The following is a 16,624-nucleotide window of genomic DNA, read 5'->3' as shown; positions in this document are numbered from 1 at the left end:
CGCGGCTCCCGCCACCCCGGACGAAACGGGACGCCCGGGGACGATGCGGACAGCGCGGCCCCTCGCGTGCATAGGGGCCTCGGGCGCGTCCACCCGCGGACGCGACCGGAGAGGAGCCGCACGCCCATGTCTGTGCACCGGGCCCGCCCACGGACCGCGCTCGCTGCGGTGCTGGTGTGCGCCGTCCTGGTCGGCGCGTCCACGACGGCCCACGCCGCCCCGGTCGCCAGTGCCACGGCAGACCCGGGCGTCGCGCCCGTGGCGACGGAGACCCTCGCGCGGGTCGGCGAGGACGGCCGGCCCGGTGCCGCGGGTGCGGCGACGTCCACGGCTGCGGCCGGAGCCGACGGCACGGGCCCCGACGCGGCATCCGGCACGCACCCCGGCGCGGGCACGGACTCCGGCTCCGGCGCGGGCGCCGGCACCGTGGGCGTCGGGCCGGTCGTGCCTGCCGTGCCCGGCGCTCCCGTGCCGGACGGACCGGAGCCTCCCGCGCCCGGGTCGGCCGCTCCGGAGGAGGGCGCGTCTCCCTCCGTCCCCGCTCCCGACCCGGCGGCCCCGGAGGAGGGCGAGACGCCCCCCGGCCCCGACCCCACCGTGCCCGACGGCGGGCCCGCGCCCCGCGTGGTCGTGCTGCCGCCGGTCCTCGTCCGCGCGGCGGCCGGGGACGCGGTCTACCTCGTGCCGGTGGTCGAGGGCGTGCGCTGGTCCCTGGGCGGCGAGCCGATGACGTGCACCGTGGTCGTGGTCGACGGGTACCGGACCGTCGAGGCGCCGCGGGACGGCGGCGTCCTGCGGGCGACGGCCGTGGCGGAGGACGGCCACGTGCTGCAGCTCCCGGACGGGCGGTCCGCCGCCGAGGCGGTCACGGAGCTGCTCCCCGTCGTCACGGCGGTGCTCCCCGCCGCGCAGGACGGCCCGGGTAGGGCGGACACGTACACCGTGCCCGACGCCGAGGGCCTCGTCGTCCGCGACGCGACCGGCGCGGTGCTCCCGCCCGGCAGCACGCACGCCGTCGAGGGGTACCTCGACCACGTGGCGCGCGTCGTCCTGACGCTCTCCCCGGCCGCGGGCCTGCGGCTCGCGGCGGAGGGCGCGGCGGAGCCGGTGCTGCCGGGGTCGGACGGGTCGCGCGCCGTCGAGCTCGTGTTCTCCGGTCTCACCGAGGTCCGGGCGCCGACGCCCGTGGTCGTCGCCGCGCGCCCGGGCGCGGTGGCCGCGGTCGAGGTGCCGCGGGCCGACGGCGTGGAGTTCGTCCTCGACGAGCGGGTCCTCACCCCGGGCCGCCATCCTGCCCGGGGCACGGTGACCGTGACGGCGCGCGCGCTCGACGGCTACGTCCTCGTCGGCGAGACGTCGTGGGAGCTCGTGCTCGACGGGCCGGCCGTCCCCGAGGCGCCCGCCGCCCCGCCCGCGTCGCCTGCTCCGGCCGCCCCGGCGCCCGCTGCGACACCGGACGCGTCCGCGCCGACGACGGCGGACGGGCCCGCGCTGGACCTGGCGCCGGTGGTCGGCACGGCGGACCCGTCGGGCGCCGTCGTCGTGGCCGCGGGCGGGGCGCCCGCCGCGGTGCCACCGGCCCCGCCGCGCGGCGACGCCGGGTTCGACCTGCTCACGCTGGTGCTGGGCGGGGCGCTCGTGTCCGGGGCGTGGGTGCTGCGCGCGCGCCGCGACCAGACGGCCTGACTCCGCCCAGCCGGGGTCTGGGAGCCTGGCGCCGCAGCCCGTCCAGCGGGCCGGGCGCGGCACGCCTCAGGCGCGCGGGCCGCCGCGGGCGCCGAGCCGCTCGACCAGGCGCGCGAGGACGTCGCCCGTGCGCAGGCCGTCGTGCTCGAACTCGTTCGTCACCCACGTGCGGACGTTGCCCACGCGCGCCGCCGTCTCGAGCGAGAGCCCGGCGTCGACGAACATGTCGTCGACGTACACCGCCGCCTCGACGGGCACCTCGTTGCGCGCGAGGACGTCGAGGTCGTACAGGTCGGGCCACTCCTCGCGCGCGGCGAGCGCCTCCGCCGCCGCGCGGAACGGCCGGAGCGCGGCGATCTCCTCGAGCATCCAGGGGTAGATCATCTCGCCGGTGAGGAGCAGCGGTCGTGCCGCCGGGTCGAAGGCCGGCTCCTCGGCGCGGACCGCCTCGGCGGCCCACGCCGTCGGGCCCGTGCCCGACTGCGCGTAGATCGACTCGTGGAGCACGGCGTACAGCGGGTTGGTGCGGAACGACGTCGCCGCCGCGACCTCCGCGAGGAACGTGTCCGTGAGGGTGTCCGGCGCGTCCGCGTCGAACGCCTCGTCCACGAGCCAGTGGATGCGCTCCGGGCCGGGCTTCATCCCGAGGTCCGTGCCGAGCGACTGGAGCCGGCGCACGGTGAGCCGGTCGCCGTCGGGCAGGCGCACGTCGTCGGACGCGAGCAGGTCCGCGACGCGCGCGAGGCGGGCCGCGTCGTCCGGGTACCGCTCCCGGTAGGCGGCGTTCTTCGCGACGACGCGCGGCTGGGTGCGGCGGTACACCTCGCGCGCGTCCGCCGTCAGGCCCGGCAGCCCGCCCGTGACGTAGCACGCGGCGAGCGCCTCGGGCGCCCGCGACAGGTACGTCATCGTGAGGAAGCCGCCGTAGGACTGGCCGAGCGACGTCCACCGCCGGCCGCCGTACACCGTCCGGCGCACGTGCTCGGCGTCGGCCACGATCGCGTCCGCCCGGAAGCGGGAGAGGTACTCGGCCTGGACGGCCGCCGAGCCGCGCGCGGCGAGCGCCGCCCCGCGCACGGCCGAGGACCGGCCGGTGCCGCGCTGGTCGAGCAGCACCACCCGGTGCGTCGCGAGCGCGGTGCCGACCCAGCCGTCCGGCCCGGTGGGCCGTGGCCCCTTGCCGCCCGGGCCGCCCTGGAGGAACACGAGCAGCGGCAGGTCGTCGTGGCGCCGGACCGGGTCGACGAGCTCGCGCACGAACAGCGTGAGGCGGCGGGGGTCCGTGTCGTCGTCCCACACGAGCGGCACCTCGAGCTCGCGGTCGGTGACGTGGATGCCGGGCAGGGTGTACGCGGTCTCGCGGGCGACGCTCACCCGGCCACCCTAGCCGCGCCGCGCGCGGCGGCCGCGGCGGACGGCGGTGCGCGTCACAGCTCGACGGTCTCGTTCTCCCCGCCGTCGTAGCGCGAGCCGGTGACCTTCGCCTTGACCAGGCTGAACAGCGTCGCGACGCGGCCGCCAGGGGAGTCCCAGTACTCCGCGGAGTGGGCGTGCAGCCGGACGAGCACCACGCCGGGCGTGTCCGGGCCGTCGGGGAACCAGGCGTCGGCGACCGTGTTCCACAGCTCGCGGATCTTCTCGCGGTCGCGGACCACCGCGGCGCGCCCGGACACCGAGACCCAGGACGTCGAGCCCGAGAAGGCCGCGTTCGCCGCCGAGTCCCGCGCGATCTCGGCGACCTTGTGCGAGTCGGCGGCGGCGAAGAACCACAGGTCGCCGTCGAAGTCGACGGCCTGGACGCCCATCGGCCGGCTGACCAGGCTCCCGTCGGTCGCGACGGTGGTCAGCATGGCGATCTTCTCGTCCTTGATGAGCTCGCGGACCGTGGCGACCTCGTCGGAGCTCGCGTGGGGCTGCTCGTGGTGCGTGCCGGTCATGTCGTCTCCCGTCGTCGGGCCGCGGGGCGCGGCATCTCGACGCTAGGCACGACGCGCGCGACTCGCCCCGTGGGAGCACGACGAGGGGGTGGGGTGCGCGACGCCGCGGCGCCGTGCACCCCACCCCCTCGGCAGGTGGTCCCGGGACGGGCTACTGCTCCACGTCCTCGTCGACCCACTCCATGGTCTTCGTCACGGCCTTCTTCCAGTTCCGGTACAGGCGCTCGCGCTCGCCGGACTCCATCGACGGGCTCCAGCGCTTGTCCTCGGCCCAGTTGTCGATGACGTCCTGCTCGCCCTTCCAGAAGCCGACGGCGATGCCCGCGGCGTAGGCGGCGCCGAGCGCCGTCGTCTCGGCGACCTTGGGGCGCACGACGTCGACGCCGAGCTGGTCGGCCTGGAACTGCATGAGGAGCTCGTTGGCGACCATGCCGCCGTCGACGCGCAGCTCGGTGAGGTCGACGCCCGAGTCGGCGTTCATCGCGTCGACGACCTCGCGGCTCTGGAACGCCGTCGCCTCGAGCGCGGCGCGCGCGATGTGGTTGCGGTTGACGTACCGCGTGAGGCCCACGAGCGCACCGCGCGCGTCGGGCCGCCAGTAGGGCGCGAACAGGCCGGAGAACGCCGGCACGAAGTAGGCCCCGCCGTTGTCCTGGACCTTGCCCGCGAGCCACTCGACGTCGGGCGCGTCCTCGAACATGCCCAGGTTGTCGCGCAGCCACTGCACGAGCGAGCCGGTCACGGCGATCGAGCCCTCGAGCGCGTACACCGCGGGTGCGTCGCCGATCTTGTAGCAGACGGTCGTGAGCAGGCCGTTCTTGCTCATGACCTTCTCCGTGCCCGTGTTGAGCAGCAGGAAGTTGCCGGTGCCGTACGTGTTCTTGGCCTGGCCGACCTCGAAGCACGCCTGGCCGAACGTCGCCGCCTGCTGGTCGCCGAGGATGCCGGCGATCGGGACGCCGGGGACGAGGCCGCGGGGCCGGCCGTGACCGTACACCTCGGACGACGACCGGATCTCGGGGAGCATCGACAGCGGGATGCCCATGTCCGCGGCGATGTCCTCGCGCCAGGAGAGCGTGTCGAGGTCCATGAGCATCGTGCGCGACGCGTTCGTCACGTCGGTGACGTGCACGCCGCCCTCGGTGCCGCCCGTCATGTTCCACAGCACCCACGTGTCGGTGTTGCCGAACAGCAGGTCGCCCTTCTCGGCCTTCTCGCGCGCGCCCTCGACGTTGTCGAGGATCCACTTGATCTTCGGGCCGGAGAAGTAGGTGGCGAGCGGCAGGCCGACGATCGACTTGTACTTCTCGGGGCCCTCGTCGCCGCCGAGCTCGTCGACGATCTTCTGGGTGCGCGTGTCCTGCCAGACGATGGCGTTGTAGACGGGCTTGCCCGTGGTCTTGTCCCAGACGACGGCCGTCTCGCGCTGGTTCGTGATGCCGACGGCCGCGATGTCCTCGTGCGTGAGGTTGCCTCGGGTGAGGGCGAGACCGACGACCTCGCGCACGTTGTTCCAGATCTGCTCGGGGTTGTGCTCGACCCACCCCGCGCGCGGGAAGATCTGGTCGTGCTCGAGCTGCCCGGTGGAGTAGATCTCCCCGGAGTGGTTGAAGACGATGGCCCGGGAGCTCGTGGTCCCCTGGTCGATGGCGAGAACGTAGTCGGCCATGGTGCGTTCAGTCCTTCACGTCGGTGTGGGTGTGGTTGCGGCGTAGGTGCCCGGCGCCCGACGGCGCGGGTCGCGTGACCGGGGAGGCCCCCGGCTCCCCGGTCACGCGGGGGAGAGGTCCGGTCGTCCGGGTCGGTCAGACCCAGGCGGCCCCGAGCAGGCCGGCGAGGACGCCGCCGACCAGCGGACCGGCGACCGGGACCCAGGCGTAGGCCCAGTCGCTCGAGCCCTTGCCCCGGATCGGCAGCACCGCGTGCGCGATGCGGGGACCGAGGTCACGGGCAGGGTTGATGGCGTAGCCGGTGGGACCACCGAGGCTCGCGCCGATACCGACCACGATGAGCGCGACCGCGAGCGGCCCCAGGCCGGACGGGGTCTTGCCGGACGCCACGACGAAGAACACGAGCACGAACGTCGCGATGACCTCCGTGACGAAGTTCCACGCGTAGGAGCGGATCTCCGGGCCGGTGGAGAACACCGCGAGCTTGGTCGCGCCGGGCGCGTCCTCGTCGAAGTGCTTCTTGTACGCCAGGAACGCCAGCACGGCGCCGATGAAGGCACCGATCATCTGGGCCCCGAAGTACAGGAACATGTTGCCGACCGTCGGCTCGATGGTCGCCGTCACGAGCCCCTCGGGGCCGGTCACGGAGAAGAACGGCTCCTGGGCGGTGAAGAGGCCGATGGTCACGGCCGGGTTGAGGTGCGCACCCGACTTGTAGGCCACGTAGACGCCGGCGAAGACCGCGAGGCCCCATCCGAAGTTGATGAGGAGCCAGCCGCCGTTGAAGCCCTTGGTCCTCGGGAGGACGACGTTCGCGACGACGCCCGCGCCGAGGAGGATCAGTGTCGCCGTGCCGAGTATCTCGGACCAGAAGGCGTTCATGAGGAGTTGATCCATCGTGCTCTCTCTTTCGTGGTGGACTTCTCTGTCTCAACCGTCCCGACGCACCTGAGCGCCGGGTCCTCGGGTCGGTCCGCCGTCGGCGTGGCGCCCCGTGGGGTCGGTGTGCGGGGCCCCGGGGCCGACCCGTCGGTCGGCCACCGGGGCTCGCTCGCGGCGATGTGCAGCTGTCAGGTCGTGCGGAGCGGCTGGAGCGGCGCGACGTCGGGCGCCTCCAGCCGGGTGCGCTCGGCGGACGCGTCGTCGGGCTCCTGCTCGGCGGCGGCCTCGGCCTCCGCGCGGGCGATGTAGCTCGCGATCTCGGCGTCGCGCGTCGCGTCGTCCCACCCGAGGATCTCGGCGGCGACGGCCGCGATCTCGGGCAGCGCGGCGAGGCCCCGGTCGGGCACCTCGTAGTTGAGCCGCGTGCGGTGCAGCAGCAGGTCCTCGAGGTGCAGCGCCCCCTCGTGGGAGACGCCGTACGCGATCTCCGCGCGCAGGTACGCCGGCGCGTGCTCGAGCGGGCGGGCGAGGTCCGGCTGCGCCTCGCACAGCTCGACGAGCTCGCGCAGGTTCGACCCGTACCGGTGCAGGAGGTGGTCGACCATGGCCGGGGTCCAGCCGTACCGGGACGCCCAGGGCCGCGCCTGGCGACGCACGGCGTCGAGGCCGACGGCGCCGAGCAGCGGGATCTTGTGCGTGATCGACGGCAGGGCGCTCGCGCGCTGGCCGATCGCGAAGTCCACCGCGTCCTTCGCCATGACGCGGTAGGTGGTGAGCTTGCCGCCGGCGATGACCGTGAGGCCCGGGGTGGGGGAGGCCACCGTGTGCTCGCGCGAGACCTTCGCGGAGCTGGTGCCCTCCTTGGTACCCGGCTGGAGCAGCGGCCGCAGGCCCGCCCAGGTGCCGATGATGTCGTCGCGCGTGAGAGGGTGGGCGAGCACGGCGTTCGCGTGCTCGAGCACGTAGTCGATGTCGGCCGCGGTCGCGACGGGGTGCTGGAGCTCCTGCTCCCACGGGGTGTCGGTCGTGCCGATCACCCAGTAGCGGGACCACGGGATGACGAACAGGACCGACTTCTCCGTCTGCAGGATCAGCCCGACCTGGCCCTTGATGCGCTCGCGCGGCACGACGATGTGGATGCCCTTGGACGCGAGGACCCGCAGCCCGCCCTCGCTGCCGGCGAGCGCCTCGGTGTCCTCCGTCCAGACGCCGGTCGCGTTGATGACGGCGCGCGCCCGGACGGTGATCTCGCGGCCCGTCTCGAGGTCCTGGAGCACGGCGCCGTTCACGGCGCCGGTCGACCCCTTGGTGAGCGAGACGACCTGCGTGCGGGAGGCCGCGTGCGCGCCGTACGACGCCGCGGTGCGCACGAGCGTCGAGACGAGACGGGCGTCGTCGACCGACGCGTCCCAGTACTGGACGGCACCGACGGCCGCGTCGTGCGCGAGGTCGGGGAACTTCTTCTCCATGCGGCTGCGCGACAGATGCCGGTGCAGCGGCATCGCGCGGCGACCGGGCGCGACGCTCGCGAGCGTGTCGTAGAGCGCGATGCCCGCGCCGACGTAGGCACGCTCCCACACGCGGTGCTCGAGGGGGTACAGGAAGGGGACGGGGCGCACGAGGTGCGGCGCGATCTCCTTGAGCAGGAGGTCGCGCTCGGTGAGCGCCTCCTTGACCAGGTGGAAGTCGAGCATCTGCAGGTAGCGCAGGCCGCCGTGCACGAGCTTGCTCGACCGGCTCGACGTCCCCGCCGACCAGTCCTGCGCCTCGACGATCGCGGTGGAGAGCCCGCGCGTGACCGCGTCGAGCGCGATCCCGGCACCGGTGACCCCGCCGCCGATCACGAGGACGTCGAGCTCGGCGTCCGCGCTGGTGCTGGCCTCGAGCGCGGCGAGCGCCTGCCGCCGGGAGTCCGCGGTGAGTCTCGTGGATGCCATCCGTCTTCCTCTCTCGTCCCTCGGTGCTGCGGCACGCCGCGGGACGATCGCGCCCACGGTGCGCTCACAGCGACGGTCCCACGCCCGACCAGGGTGCGCGAGCGGGAACCGCCGTGCGTGCACCGGGGTCTCCGGCGCGGAGGCACACGGTCCAGACCACCACGCCGCGAACGCCCGCGCAACCGTGGTGCACGAACGTGCAGAATGGGGGTGACGGGAAGGAGACCGCGATGGTCGATCGGGAGCAGGACGTCCTGCGCGCGGCGTCGATGTACTACCTCCAGGACATGAAGATGGAAGCGATCGCCAAGCACCTGCACACGTCGCGGTCCACCGTGTCGCGGCTGGTCAAGCGGGCGCGCGACACGGGCCTGGTCGAGATCTCGCTGCGGCCCGCGCGCAGCCGCGGGCCGGGGCTCGGGCAGCACCTCGCGAGCACGTGGGGGATCGACGCCTACGTGGTCCCCGTGCCGGACCAGGCGCCGCAGGTCGAGCGGCTCGAGCAGGTCGCGCTGACGACCGCACGCCTGCTGTCGACGTGGTTCGACTCCGACATGATCCTCGGGATCGCGTGGGGCACGACCCTCTCGGCCGTGTCCCGGCACCTGCCCCGCAAGCCGACCCGGGGGAGCGCCGTCGTGCAGCTCAACGGGGCGGCGAACACGCGGACGTCGGGCGTGCACTACGCGGGCGACCTCATCGCGGGCTTCGGCAGCGCGTTCGACGCCCACGTGCACCATTTCCCAGTGCCCGCGTTCTTCGACTACGCGGAGACGAAGCGCGCGATGTGGCGCGAGCGGTCCGTGCGCCGCGTGCTCGACGTGCAGCACCGTGCCGACATCGCGCTGTTCTCCGTCGGGGCCGTCGCCGGCGGCGTGCCGTCGCACGTGTACTCCGCGGGGTACCTCGACCCTGACGACATCGCGGTCCTCGACGCCGAGGGCGTCGTCGGCGACGTCTGCACCGTGTTCCTCCGCGCCGACGGGACCTACCGCGACATCGCGCTCAACGAGCGCGCGACGGGGCCGGCCCCCGAGGAGCTGCGGCGCGTGCCGCGGCGGGTGTGCGCCGTCGCGGGCGACAACAAGGTGGCGCCGCTGCGCGCGGCCCTGCGCGCGGGCGTGGTGACCGACCTCGTCGTCGACGAGATCACGGCGGCCCACCTCGTCGGGGGCTCGTGGAGCGCAGAGCGCACATATGCGCCCTGATGCATGACTATGCAGCGGGTGCTCCGCGCGCGTACAGTGTCGCGGTGCCCACGACCTCCGCCGTCCGTGTCCGTCCCGCCCTGCCCGCGGACGTGCGGACGGTGCGCGCGCTCGTGCAGCCCTACGCCGAGGACCGCATCCTCCTGGCCAAGGAGATGGTCGGGTACTACGAGGCGGTCCAGGAGTTCGTCGTCGCCGAGGTGCCGGACCCGGACGCGGCGGACGGCGCGGACGCGCGGCGCGTCGTCGGGTGCGGGGCGCTGCACGTCATGTGGGACGACCTCGCGGAGATCCGCACGCTCGCGGTGGACCCGGCGTGGCGCGGGCACCGAGTCGGGCACGCGCTCGTCGTCGAGCTCGTCGCCCGCGCCCGCGCGCTCGGCCTGCGGCGCGTGTTCTGCCTGACGTTCGAGGTCGACTTCTTCCGCGCGCACGGCTTCCGCACCATCGAGGGCACGCCCGTGTCCCCCGAGGTGTACGCGGAGCTCCTGCGCTCGCACGACGACGGCGTCGCCGAGTTCCTCGACCTCGCGCGCGTGAAGCCCAACACGCTCGGCAACACGCGGATGCTGCTCGACCTCGACGGCCCTGCCGTCCCCGGCGGCCCCGCCGACCTCGACGGCGACCGCGCCGCGGACGCCGCGCGCGGCTGACGGCCCGCCCGCCGGGTCAGGCGGGGAGCCGGTAGAGCACCCCGCCCGGCCCGTCCTCCTGCTCGACGAGACCGTCCTCGACGAGGCTCGCGACGCACCGGTCGAGCTGCGCGGCGTCGTGCCACACCTCGGCCACGACTCCGCGCGGCACCGGGCCCGGCGCGTCGCGCAGCGCCGCCATGACCCGGCCCCGCGCCTGCCGGTCGGTGCCGGCCCAGGCCTGCGTGCGGCGTCGGGCCGCGTGCTCGTCGCCGGGGCGCCCGGCCAGGCGCCACGCGCACGCGTCGCGGACCGGGCAGACGCCGCACCGGGGCGCGCGCGCCGTGCAGACGAGCGCGCCGAGCTCCATCGACGCCGCGGCCCAGAGCACCGCGTCGTCGTCGTCGGGCGGGGCGACGGCGGCGGCGGTCGCGCGCTCCGCGGCCGTGTAGGACGGCGCGGGCAGCGCGACGCCCCCGACCGCCCGCGCCAGGACGCGGCGCACGTTCGTGTCGACGACGACCGCGCGGCGCCCGTGCGCGAACGCGGTGACCGCCGCGGCGGTGTACTCGCCGACCCCCGGCAGCGCGCGCAGCGCCTCCTCGCCGCGGGGCACCTCGCCGTCGTGCCGCTCGACGATCGCCCGGGCGCACTCCTGCAGGCGCAGCGCGCGCCGCGGGTAGCCCAGCCGGCCCCACGCGCGCAGCACGTCGGCGGTCGGTGCGGCGGCGAGGTCGGCCGGCTCGGGCCAGCGCTCCATCCACGCCCGCCACGCCGGCTCGACCCGCACGACCGGCGTCTGCTGCAGCATGACCTCGCTCACCAGCACGCCCCACGCGGTGCGGTCGGCCGCCCGCCACGGGAGATCGCGGGCCGTCGCGCCGAACCAGCGCCCGACGGCGTCCCTCAGCCCCGCGTGCGGGTCACCGGGCGCGGTCGTGCTCGACGGCGCCGGGCGGGCGCGGCCGTCGGGACGCGCGGGGCGCGGGGCGGGGGCTGGCACGGGTGGGTCCTCGGGAGGGTCGGGGCGGCGGGCCGGGGGACGGAGCAGATCGACAGGGCAGGTGCACAGGCAGGTGCACGGGCCGGACACATTGTGCCCCGACCTGCGCCGCCGTCGGCGCGGCACCGGCGCCGCGGGGCGGCCCCGCGGCTAGCGTGGTCCCGACCAGCACGAGCACGACGGAGGACCCGTGAGCACGCCGCGGACCGACCGCACCCCGAGGCCGAGCACCCGCCCCAGCACCGGGCCGGGCGCTCCCACGCGCGCCGCTCTGGTACGCCGTCGGCTCGTCGCGCTCCTCCTGCTCGTCGCGCTCGTCGTCGGCCTCGTGCTGCTCGGCCAGGTGGCCGTCCGCGCCGTCGGGCCGCTGCTGAGCGGCGACGCGAGCGCGCAGGAGGGCAAGTCCCCGCCCCCCACGCCCGAGGCCGCGGGGCCGCCCCGCGACTGCACGGCGGCGTCGCTCGAGCTCGCCGTGACGACGAACGCCGCCGAGTACGAGCCCGGTCGCGCCGTGCAGCTCGACGTGACCGTCCGGCACTCCGGCGGGCGGCCGTGCCTCGTCGACGGCTCCGACGCGGGCCGCCAGGTGCTCGTCTACTCGGGCGACGAGCTCGTGTGGTCGTCGGCCCACTGCGGGTCCACCGAGCGCCTGCTGCTCATGAGCACGGGCGACGAGGACCCGTCGCGGCTCGTGCGGTGGGACCGGCACCGCTCGGTCGAGGGCTGCGCGCCCGACCAGCCCGAGGTCGGGCCCGGCACGTACACGGCGGTGGTGAGCATCGCCGGCGTCGACGGCGCGACGAGCGAGCCCGTGACCTTCACCCTGCTCGCCCCGCCCGCGCCCACGCCAGACCCGGCCGAGCCCACCGCCCCGGCGGACGGGACCACCCCGGCGGAGGGAGCCCCGGCGGACGGGACCGCTCCCGCCGACGGGACGGCCCCGGCGGACGGAGCGCCGCCGGCCGAGGGGACGGCGCCCGCCGAGGGCGCCGAGCCGCCTGCCCCGTCCGGTCCTCCTGCCGACGGCGCGTAGACCGGCGGCGCTGCCCCCGCCCGGGACGCTGCCCCTCCCGTGGGGCCCCGACGTTCCCGGGCACGCGCCCGGGTCGCGGGCGTCAGCGGCGGGCGAGGGCCCAGCGGAAGGTGTTGCGCAGCAGGTAGGACCCATCGGGCCGCCGGAACGGCCGCGCGGCGCGGAGCACGTCGGGGCGGAGCTCGGCGCGCAGCTCGTCCGACTCGCCGAACATGATCGCGGCGACGACCTCGTCCGCGTCGGCGAGCACCATCGGCGCGTCCGCGACGCCCTCCGTCACCGGCGTGAAGCCGTGCTCCGCGAGGAGCGCGCCGAGGTGCCCCTCCTCGCGGCTCTCGTCGCTCGGCTCGTGGTCCTCGCCCGCGACCGCGCGCTCGAGGACGGTGAGGTCGTTGAGCTCGTCCTCGGCCCACGTCGCGACGGCGACCAGCCCGCCGACGCGGCGGCACTCGACGAGCGTCCGCGCGACGTCGGTGAAGGCGAGCGCGTTGACGAGCGTCACGAGGTCGAAGGAGTCGTCCGGCCAGGGGAGGCGCTCCGCCTGGGCGACCCGCAGGTCCGCGCCCGGGCTGCGGCGCCGGGCGGCGTCGACCATCCCCGCGGCGGCGTCGCACCCGGCTGCCTCGGCCCCGCGGGCCACGGCCAGGGCGACGAGCTCGCCCGTCCCGCACCCGACGTCGAGCACGCGGGAGCCCGGCCCGACGCCCGCGGCGTCGAGGATCGCCCGCTGTGCGGGCTCGGCGGCGGGCGCCCACCAGCGCGCCCAGGCGTCGGCCAGTGCCGACCACTCGTCGACGTGGTCCACGGTCCCCTCCGTGTGCGTCGTGCGGACGGTCGGAGCGTCAGACGTAGCGCTCGAGGATGCTCGACTCCGCGAGCCGGGACAGGCCCTCGCGGACCGCGCGGGCCCGCTGCTCGCCGACGCCGTCGACGGTCATGAGGTCGTCGATGCTCGCGGCGAGCAGCTTCTGCAGGCCGCCGAAGTGCGCCACGAGCCGGTCGATGATCGTCGCGGGCAGGCGCGGCACCTTCGACAGGAGGCGGTACCCGTGCGGGGCGACCGCCGCGTCGAGCGCGTCGCCGCCGCCCGGCAGGTCGAGCACCCGGCCGATCTGACCGAGGTCGAGGAGCTGCGTCGAGTCGAGGCCGCCCAGGGCCTTTTGCACCTCCGCGAGCGAGCGGTCCTTGCGGCCCAGGTCGACGTAGTCCCGGATGACGAACTCGCGGTCCGAGCCGATGCCGCCGATGAGCTCGTCGAGCTGGAGCGCGAGGAGGCGGCCGTCGGTGCCGAGCTCGATCACGTAGCCGGCGATCTCCTCGGAGATGCGCGCGACCATCTCGAGACGCTGCACGACGGCGCAGACGTCGCGCACCGTGACCAGGTCCTCGATCTCGAGCGCGGACAGCGTGCCGGACACCTCGTCGAGGCGCGCGCGGTAGCGCTCGAGCGTCGCGAGCGCCTGGTTGGCGCGCGACAGGATCGTGTCGGAGTCCTCCAGGACGTGGCGCTGCCCGCCGACGTACAGCGCGACGATCCGCATCGACTGGCTCACCGAGATGACGGGGAAGCCGCTCTGCTTGGCCACGCGCTCGGCGGTGCGGTGCCGCGTCCCGGACTCGGTGGTCTCGATCGTCGGGTCCGGCAGGAGCTGGACGGCGGCGCGCAGGATGCGGTTGGCGTCGCGGTCGAGCACGACGGCGCCGTCCATCTTCGACAGCTCGCGCAGCCGCGTCGCGGAGAACCCGACGTCGAGCTGGAAGCCTCCCGAGCACATCTCCTCGACGATCTTGTCCAGGCCCAGCACGATGAGCGCGCCGGTCCGGCCGCGCAGGATGCGCTCGAGACCGTCACGGAGCTCGGTGCCCGGTGCCACGGCGGCGAGGGTCTCCCGGAGCAGCTCGTCGGGGTGCGCGGGGGAGTTGGCCACGGGGGAATCCTACGCTGCGAGCCCCTCCGCACCTCCGGAAAACCCCGGCGCCACGCCACAAAGCGGTCACGATCCGGTCTCGGCGCCGTGGGGCGTGCCGGGTCCGGGCGCCGGGCGCACCGGTGGCCGCCTCCGGAGGGCTCCGTCAGAGTGGGTGCTCGAAGCAGATCATCGGAGCGGCTCGGGGAGGGCACGTGCACCGTCGTCGGTCGTTCGCACAGGTCGGGAGGTCCGCCGCGGCGGGCGCCGCGGCGCTCGTCCTCGTGGGCCTCGCCGCCCTCGCCACGGGCACCTCGGCCGTGGCCGAGGTACCCGAGCCCGGGGAGGGCGAGGCCGTCGTCACCGTCCGCGTGGGCGGGGACCGGGTCGGGACCCGGGAGGTCGCCCCGCTGCCCGGCGTCGTGCTCGGGTTGTACACCGAGGGGGCGACGCCCGAGCCGGTCGACCAGCCTTGGGCGCTGTGCACCTCCGACGCCGACGGGGACTGCTCGTTCGTCGTCCCGGCCACGGGCCCGGGGGGCGCGAACGCCGGTGCGCGGTTCCTCGTCCGCCAGCTGTCGGCGCCCGCGGGGTGGTACACCAACCCGACCCTGCGGACGGGCGCGGGGAGCGGGTCGGGCTCCGTCGCCCGGCCGTACGAGTTCCTCACGCCGCCGCTCGAGGCGGGCCAGACGTACAGCTCCCTGGCGGCCGAGCCGCCCTTCATGTTCGGCAGCGCCGGCAGCGGCCGACCCGAGACGGACTCGGAAGGGGTGTGGCAGCAGTCGCGCTCGAACCCGGAGTTCGCCGCGCAGTGCGGGGTCGACGTCGCGCTCGTGCTCGACCTGTCGGCGTCCTTGGGCAGCCAGGTGACGAACCTCAAGGCCGCGACCGACTCGATCGCGGACGCGCTCGTCGGGACACCGTCGCGGATGGCGGTCTTCTCGTTCGACGGGACGTCGCCCGCGACGAACGGCGGCAACGCCCCGACGCTCGTCCCCGTCTCGACGCAGGGCGGCGCGGACGCGTTCAAGGCCCAGTACGCGGGCTGGGCGACAGGGTCCGGGACCAACTGGGACCAGGCGCTGTGGGCCGTCGCGCAGGCCGCGCCGGACTACCAGGTGGTCGTCCTGCTCACCGACGGCAACCCGACGCGGTTCAGCGCCGACCCGCTGCTCGGCAGCGGCGGCACCACGCACTTCCGCGACGTCGAGAACGGGATCTACTCCGCCGACGCCGTCAAGGCACGGGGATCCCGGCTCCTCGCGCTCGGCGTCGGCAGCGGGATCGACGACGTGACGCGCCTCAACCTGCGAGCGCTCTCCGGCGAGACCTTCTACGAGGGCGGCGACCCGCGGTCGGCCGACTACTTCGACCTGGCCGACTTCGAGTCCGCGGGGTCCGCGCTCCGTGACGTGCTCCTCTCGGGCTGCGCGTCGCGGCTCACCGTGACGAAGGAGCTGGTCCCCGCGGAGAACCTCGGCGAGGACGTGACGGGCGCGGTGCCCGCGGGACCGGGTTGGGAGATCTCGGCCGGCACGACGACGGCCGGGGTCACGGTCACGCCGCCGACGCAGACGACGCCCGACGACGGCACCGGCAGCGTGGTGTTCGACGTCGACTACGGCGGCCAGCCCCAGACCGCGACCCTGACCGTCGCGGAGACCCAGCAGGACGGCTACGACCTCGTCACGGCCGCCGGGGCGAACGCCGTGTGCGTCGACAAGCTCGCGCAGGACGCCCCGGTCGCGGTCGAGAGCTCCGGTGCCACCGGCTTCACGGTCGACCTCCCGCCCTCGGGGTTCGTGAGCTGCACGATCCGCAACCGGCCGCAGTCCGCGGTCGTCGTCGACAAGACGTGGGTCGTGCGCGGCGAGACCTTCGCCGAGGGCGAGCAGCCGGAGGGCCTGGAGGCCGCGCTCACGCTCACCGGGCCCGACGGCGCGGGCCCGAGCGCCCAGCCGTGGGGCGCCGAGCGGGGCGGGTACGCGGGCGCGCAGGAGGTCGTCGTGGACGAGACGACGACCCTTCCCGCGGGCTGCGTCCTCACCGGTGCGCGCGTGACGTCCGTCGACGGCGAGACGGTCGACGAGGCGCTGCCCTTCACGACGACGGCGGGGTCGCCGACGCGCGAGGTGGAGGTGACGAACGAGGTCGTGTGCCCGCCGATGCTCACGCTGGTCAAGGAGGTCGTCAACGACGACGGCGGCACTGCCGCGCCTGCCGACTGGACGCTCACGGCGTCCGGGTCTGCCGAGACCGGCGACCTCCTCGTCACGGGGGCGTCGGGGAGCGACGACGTCACCGCGGTGCCCGTCGAGGAGGGGACGTACGCGCTGGCCGAGGACGGGCCGGCGGGCTACACCACGCTCGGGTGGGAGTGCGTCGACGGGGAGGGCGCGGCGCTCGCGGTCGAGGACGAGGTCGTCGTCGTCGGGCCCGACGACGCCGTGACGTGCACCGTGACCAACGACGACGACCCGGTGCCGCCCACGACGCCGGCGCCCGAGCCCTCCGAGCCGGGAGCCACGGCCGCACCCGCCCCCGGTGGCGGCGGCCCGCTCGCCACCACGGGCGCGAGCGTCGCGCTCCTGACGGCGCTCGCTGGCCTGGCCGTGGCCGTCGGCACGGGGACGGTCGTGCTGGTGCGGCGCCGTCGCTCGGCCGGCGTCGAGGGCTGACGACCGCGGCGGGGCGGCCGTCGGGCCCCGCGCGCGGGCCCCGCTCGG

The 16,624-nt window shown here is 75.4% G+C and carries 13 protein-coding genes; 5 read left to right on the top strand and 8 right to left on the bottom strand.

The annotated features are described in order from the left end of the window. The first annotated feature begins 126 nt into the window (after positions 1 to 126). Complete coding sequence (locus RDI86_RS11990; protein WP_308821472.1) at positions 127 to 1,686, top strand: hypothetical protein; 1,560 nt, start codon at positions 127 to 129, stop codon at positions 1,684 to 1,686. A 66-nt stretch (positions 1,687 to 1,752) separates the two neighbouring features. Here RDI86_RS11990 and RDI86_RS11985 read toward each other — a convergent pair whose 3' ends face one another. The 5 genes from RDI86_RS11985 to RDI86_RS11965 form a co-directional block, all read right to left on the bottom strand. Further along, positions 1,753 to 3,060 (bottom strand): alpha/beta fold hydrolase, encoded by a 1,308-nt coding sequence (locus RDI86_RS11985; protein WP_308821471.1) that lies wholly within the window; start codon positions 3,058 to 3,060, stop codon positions 1,753 to 1,755. Positions 3,061 to 3,113: 53 nt separating this feature from the next. After that, a complete protein-coding gene (locus tag RDI86_RS11980) occupies positions 3,114 to 3,623 on the bottom strand; it encodes a pyridoxamine 5'-phosphate oxidase family protein (protein WP_009862620.1) in 510 nt (169 codons plus the stop codon). A gap of 151 nt (positions 3,624 to 3,774) precedes the next feature. Further along, positions 3,775 to 5,292, bottom strand: coding sequence for a glycerol kinase GlpK (glpK, locus tag RDI86_RS11975; RefSeq protein ID WP_021482287.1), 1,518 nt, complete (start codon positions 5,290 to 5,292; stop codon positions 3,775 to 3,777). A 136-nt stretch (positions 5,293 to 5,428) separates the two neighbouring features. Further along, a complete protein-coding gene (locus RDI86_RS11970) occupies positions 5,429 to 6,190 on the bottom strand; it encodes an MIP/aquaporin family protein (protein WP_021482286.1) in 762 nt (253 codons plus the stop codon). 173 nt (positions 6,191 to 6,363) lie between these two features. Continuing rightward, on the bottom strand, positions 6,364 to 8,112 hold the full coding sequence (locus tag RDI86_RS11965) for a glycerol-3-phosphate dehydrogenase/oxidase (RefSeq protein ID WP_168946112.1): 1,749 nt from the start codon (positions 8,110 to 8,112) through the stop codon (positions 6,364 to 6,366). A 230-nt stretch (positions 8,113 to 8,342) separates the two neighbouring features. On the opposite strand from RDI86_RS11965, the gene RDI86_RS11960 reads away from it, so the two are divergent. Both RDI86_RS11960 and RDI86_RS11955 read left to right on the top strand, forming a co-directional pair. After that, complete coding sequence (locus tag RDI86_RS11960) at positions 8,343 to 9,320, top strand: sugar-binding domain-containing protein (RefSeq protein WP_308821470.1); 978 nt, start codon at positions 8,343 to 8,345, stop codon at positions 9,318 to 9,320. Further along, positions 9,320 to 9,973 carry an amino-acid N-acetyltransferase gene (locus RDI86_RS11955; protein WP_076403272.1) on the top strand — a complete coding sequence of 218 codons (654 nt, stop codon included), beginning with the start codon at positions 9,320 to 9,322 and terminating at the stop codon, positions 9,971 to 9,973. The genes RDI86_RS11960 and RDI86_RS11955 overlap by 1 nt, the downstream gene beginning before the upstream one ends. A 16-nt stretch (positions 9,974 to 9,989) precedes the next feature. Here the strand turns inward: RDI86_RS11955 and RDI86_RS11950 are convergent, their stop codons facing one another. Next, the gene (locus tag RDI86_RS11950) at positions 9,990 to 10,955 is read right to left on the bottom strand and encodes an A/G-specific adenine glycosylase (RefSeq protein ID WP_083711184.1); all 966 of its coding nucleotides are present in this window, start codon (positions 10,953 to 10,955) and stop codon (positions 9,990 to 9,992) included. 190 nt (positions 10,956 to 11,145) lie between these two features. Between RDI86_RS11950 and RDI86_RS11945 the strand changes: the two genes are divergently transcribed. Beyond that, entirely contained in the window at positions 11,146 to 11,988 is an 843-nt protein-coding gene (locus tag RDI86_RS11945) for a hypothetical protein (RefSeq protein WP_168946114.1), read from the top strand. An 82-nt stretch (positions 11,989 to 12,070) separates the two neighbouring features. Here the strand turns inward: RDI86_RS11945 and RDI86_RS11940 are convergent, their stop codons facing one another. Together RDI86_RS11940 and disA are read right to left on the bottom strand one after the other, a co-directional pair. After that, positions 12,071 to 12,793, bottom strand: coding sequence for a class I SAM-dependent methyltransferase (locus RDI86_RS11940; protein ID WP_076403269.1), 723 nt, complete (start codon positions 12,791 to 12,793; stop codon positions 12,071 to 12,073). A 37-nt stretch (positions 12,794 to 12,830) separates the two neighbouring features. After that, entirely contained in the window at positions 12,831 to 13,916 is a 1,086-nt protein-coding gene (disA, locus tag RDI86_RS11935; RefSeq protein WP_021479893.1) for a DNA integrity scanning diadenylate cyclase DisA, read from the bottom strand. 194 nt (positions 13,917 to 14,110) lie between these two features. Here disA and RDI86_RS11930 point away from each other — a divergent pair, with 194 nt between their 5' ends. Continuing rightward, entirely contained in the window at positions 14,111 to 16,576 is a 2,466-nt protein-coding gene (locus RDI86_RS11930) for a hypothetical protein (protein ID WP_308821469.1), read from the top strand. Positions 16,577 to 16,624: the final 48 nt, after the last annotated feature.

It is taken from the genome of Cellulosimicrobium sp. XJ-DQ-B-000, from assembly GCF_031119065.1.
GTDB classification, from domain to species: domain Bacteria; phylum Actinomycetota; class Actinomycetes; order Actinomycetales; family Cellulomonadaceae; genus Cellulosimicrobium; species Cellulosimicrobium funkei.
Note: the sequence above shows the minus strand (reverse complement) of the source record. Positions and strands in the feature narration are given on the sequence as shown.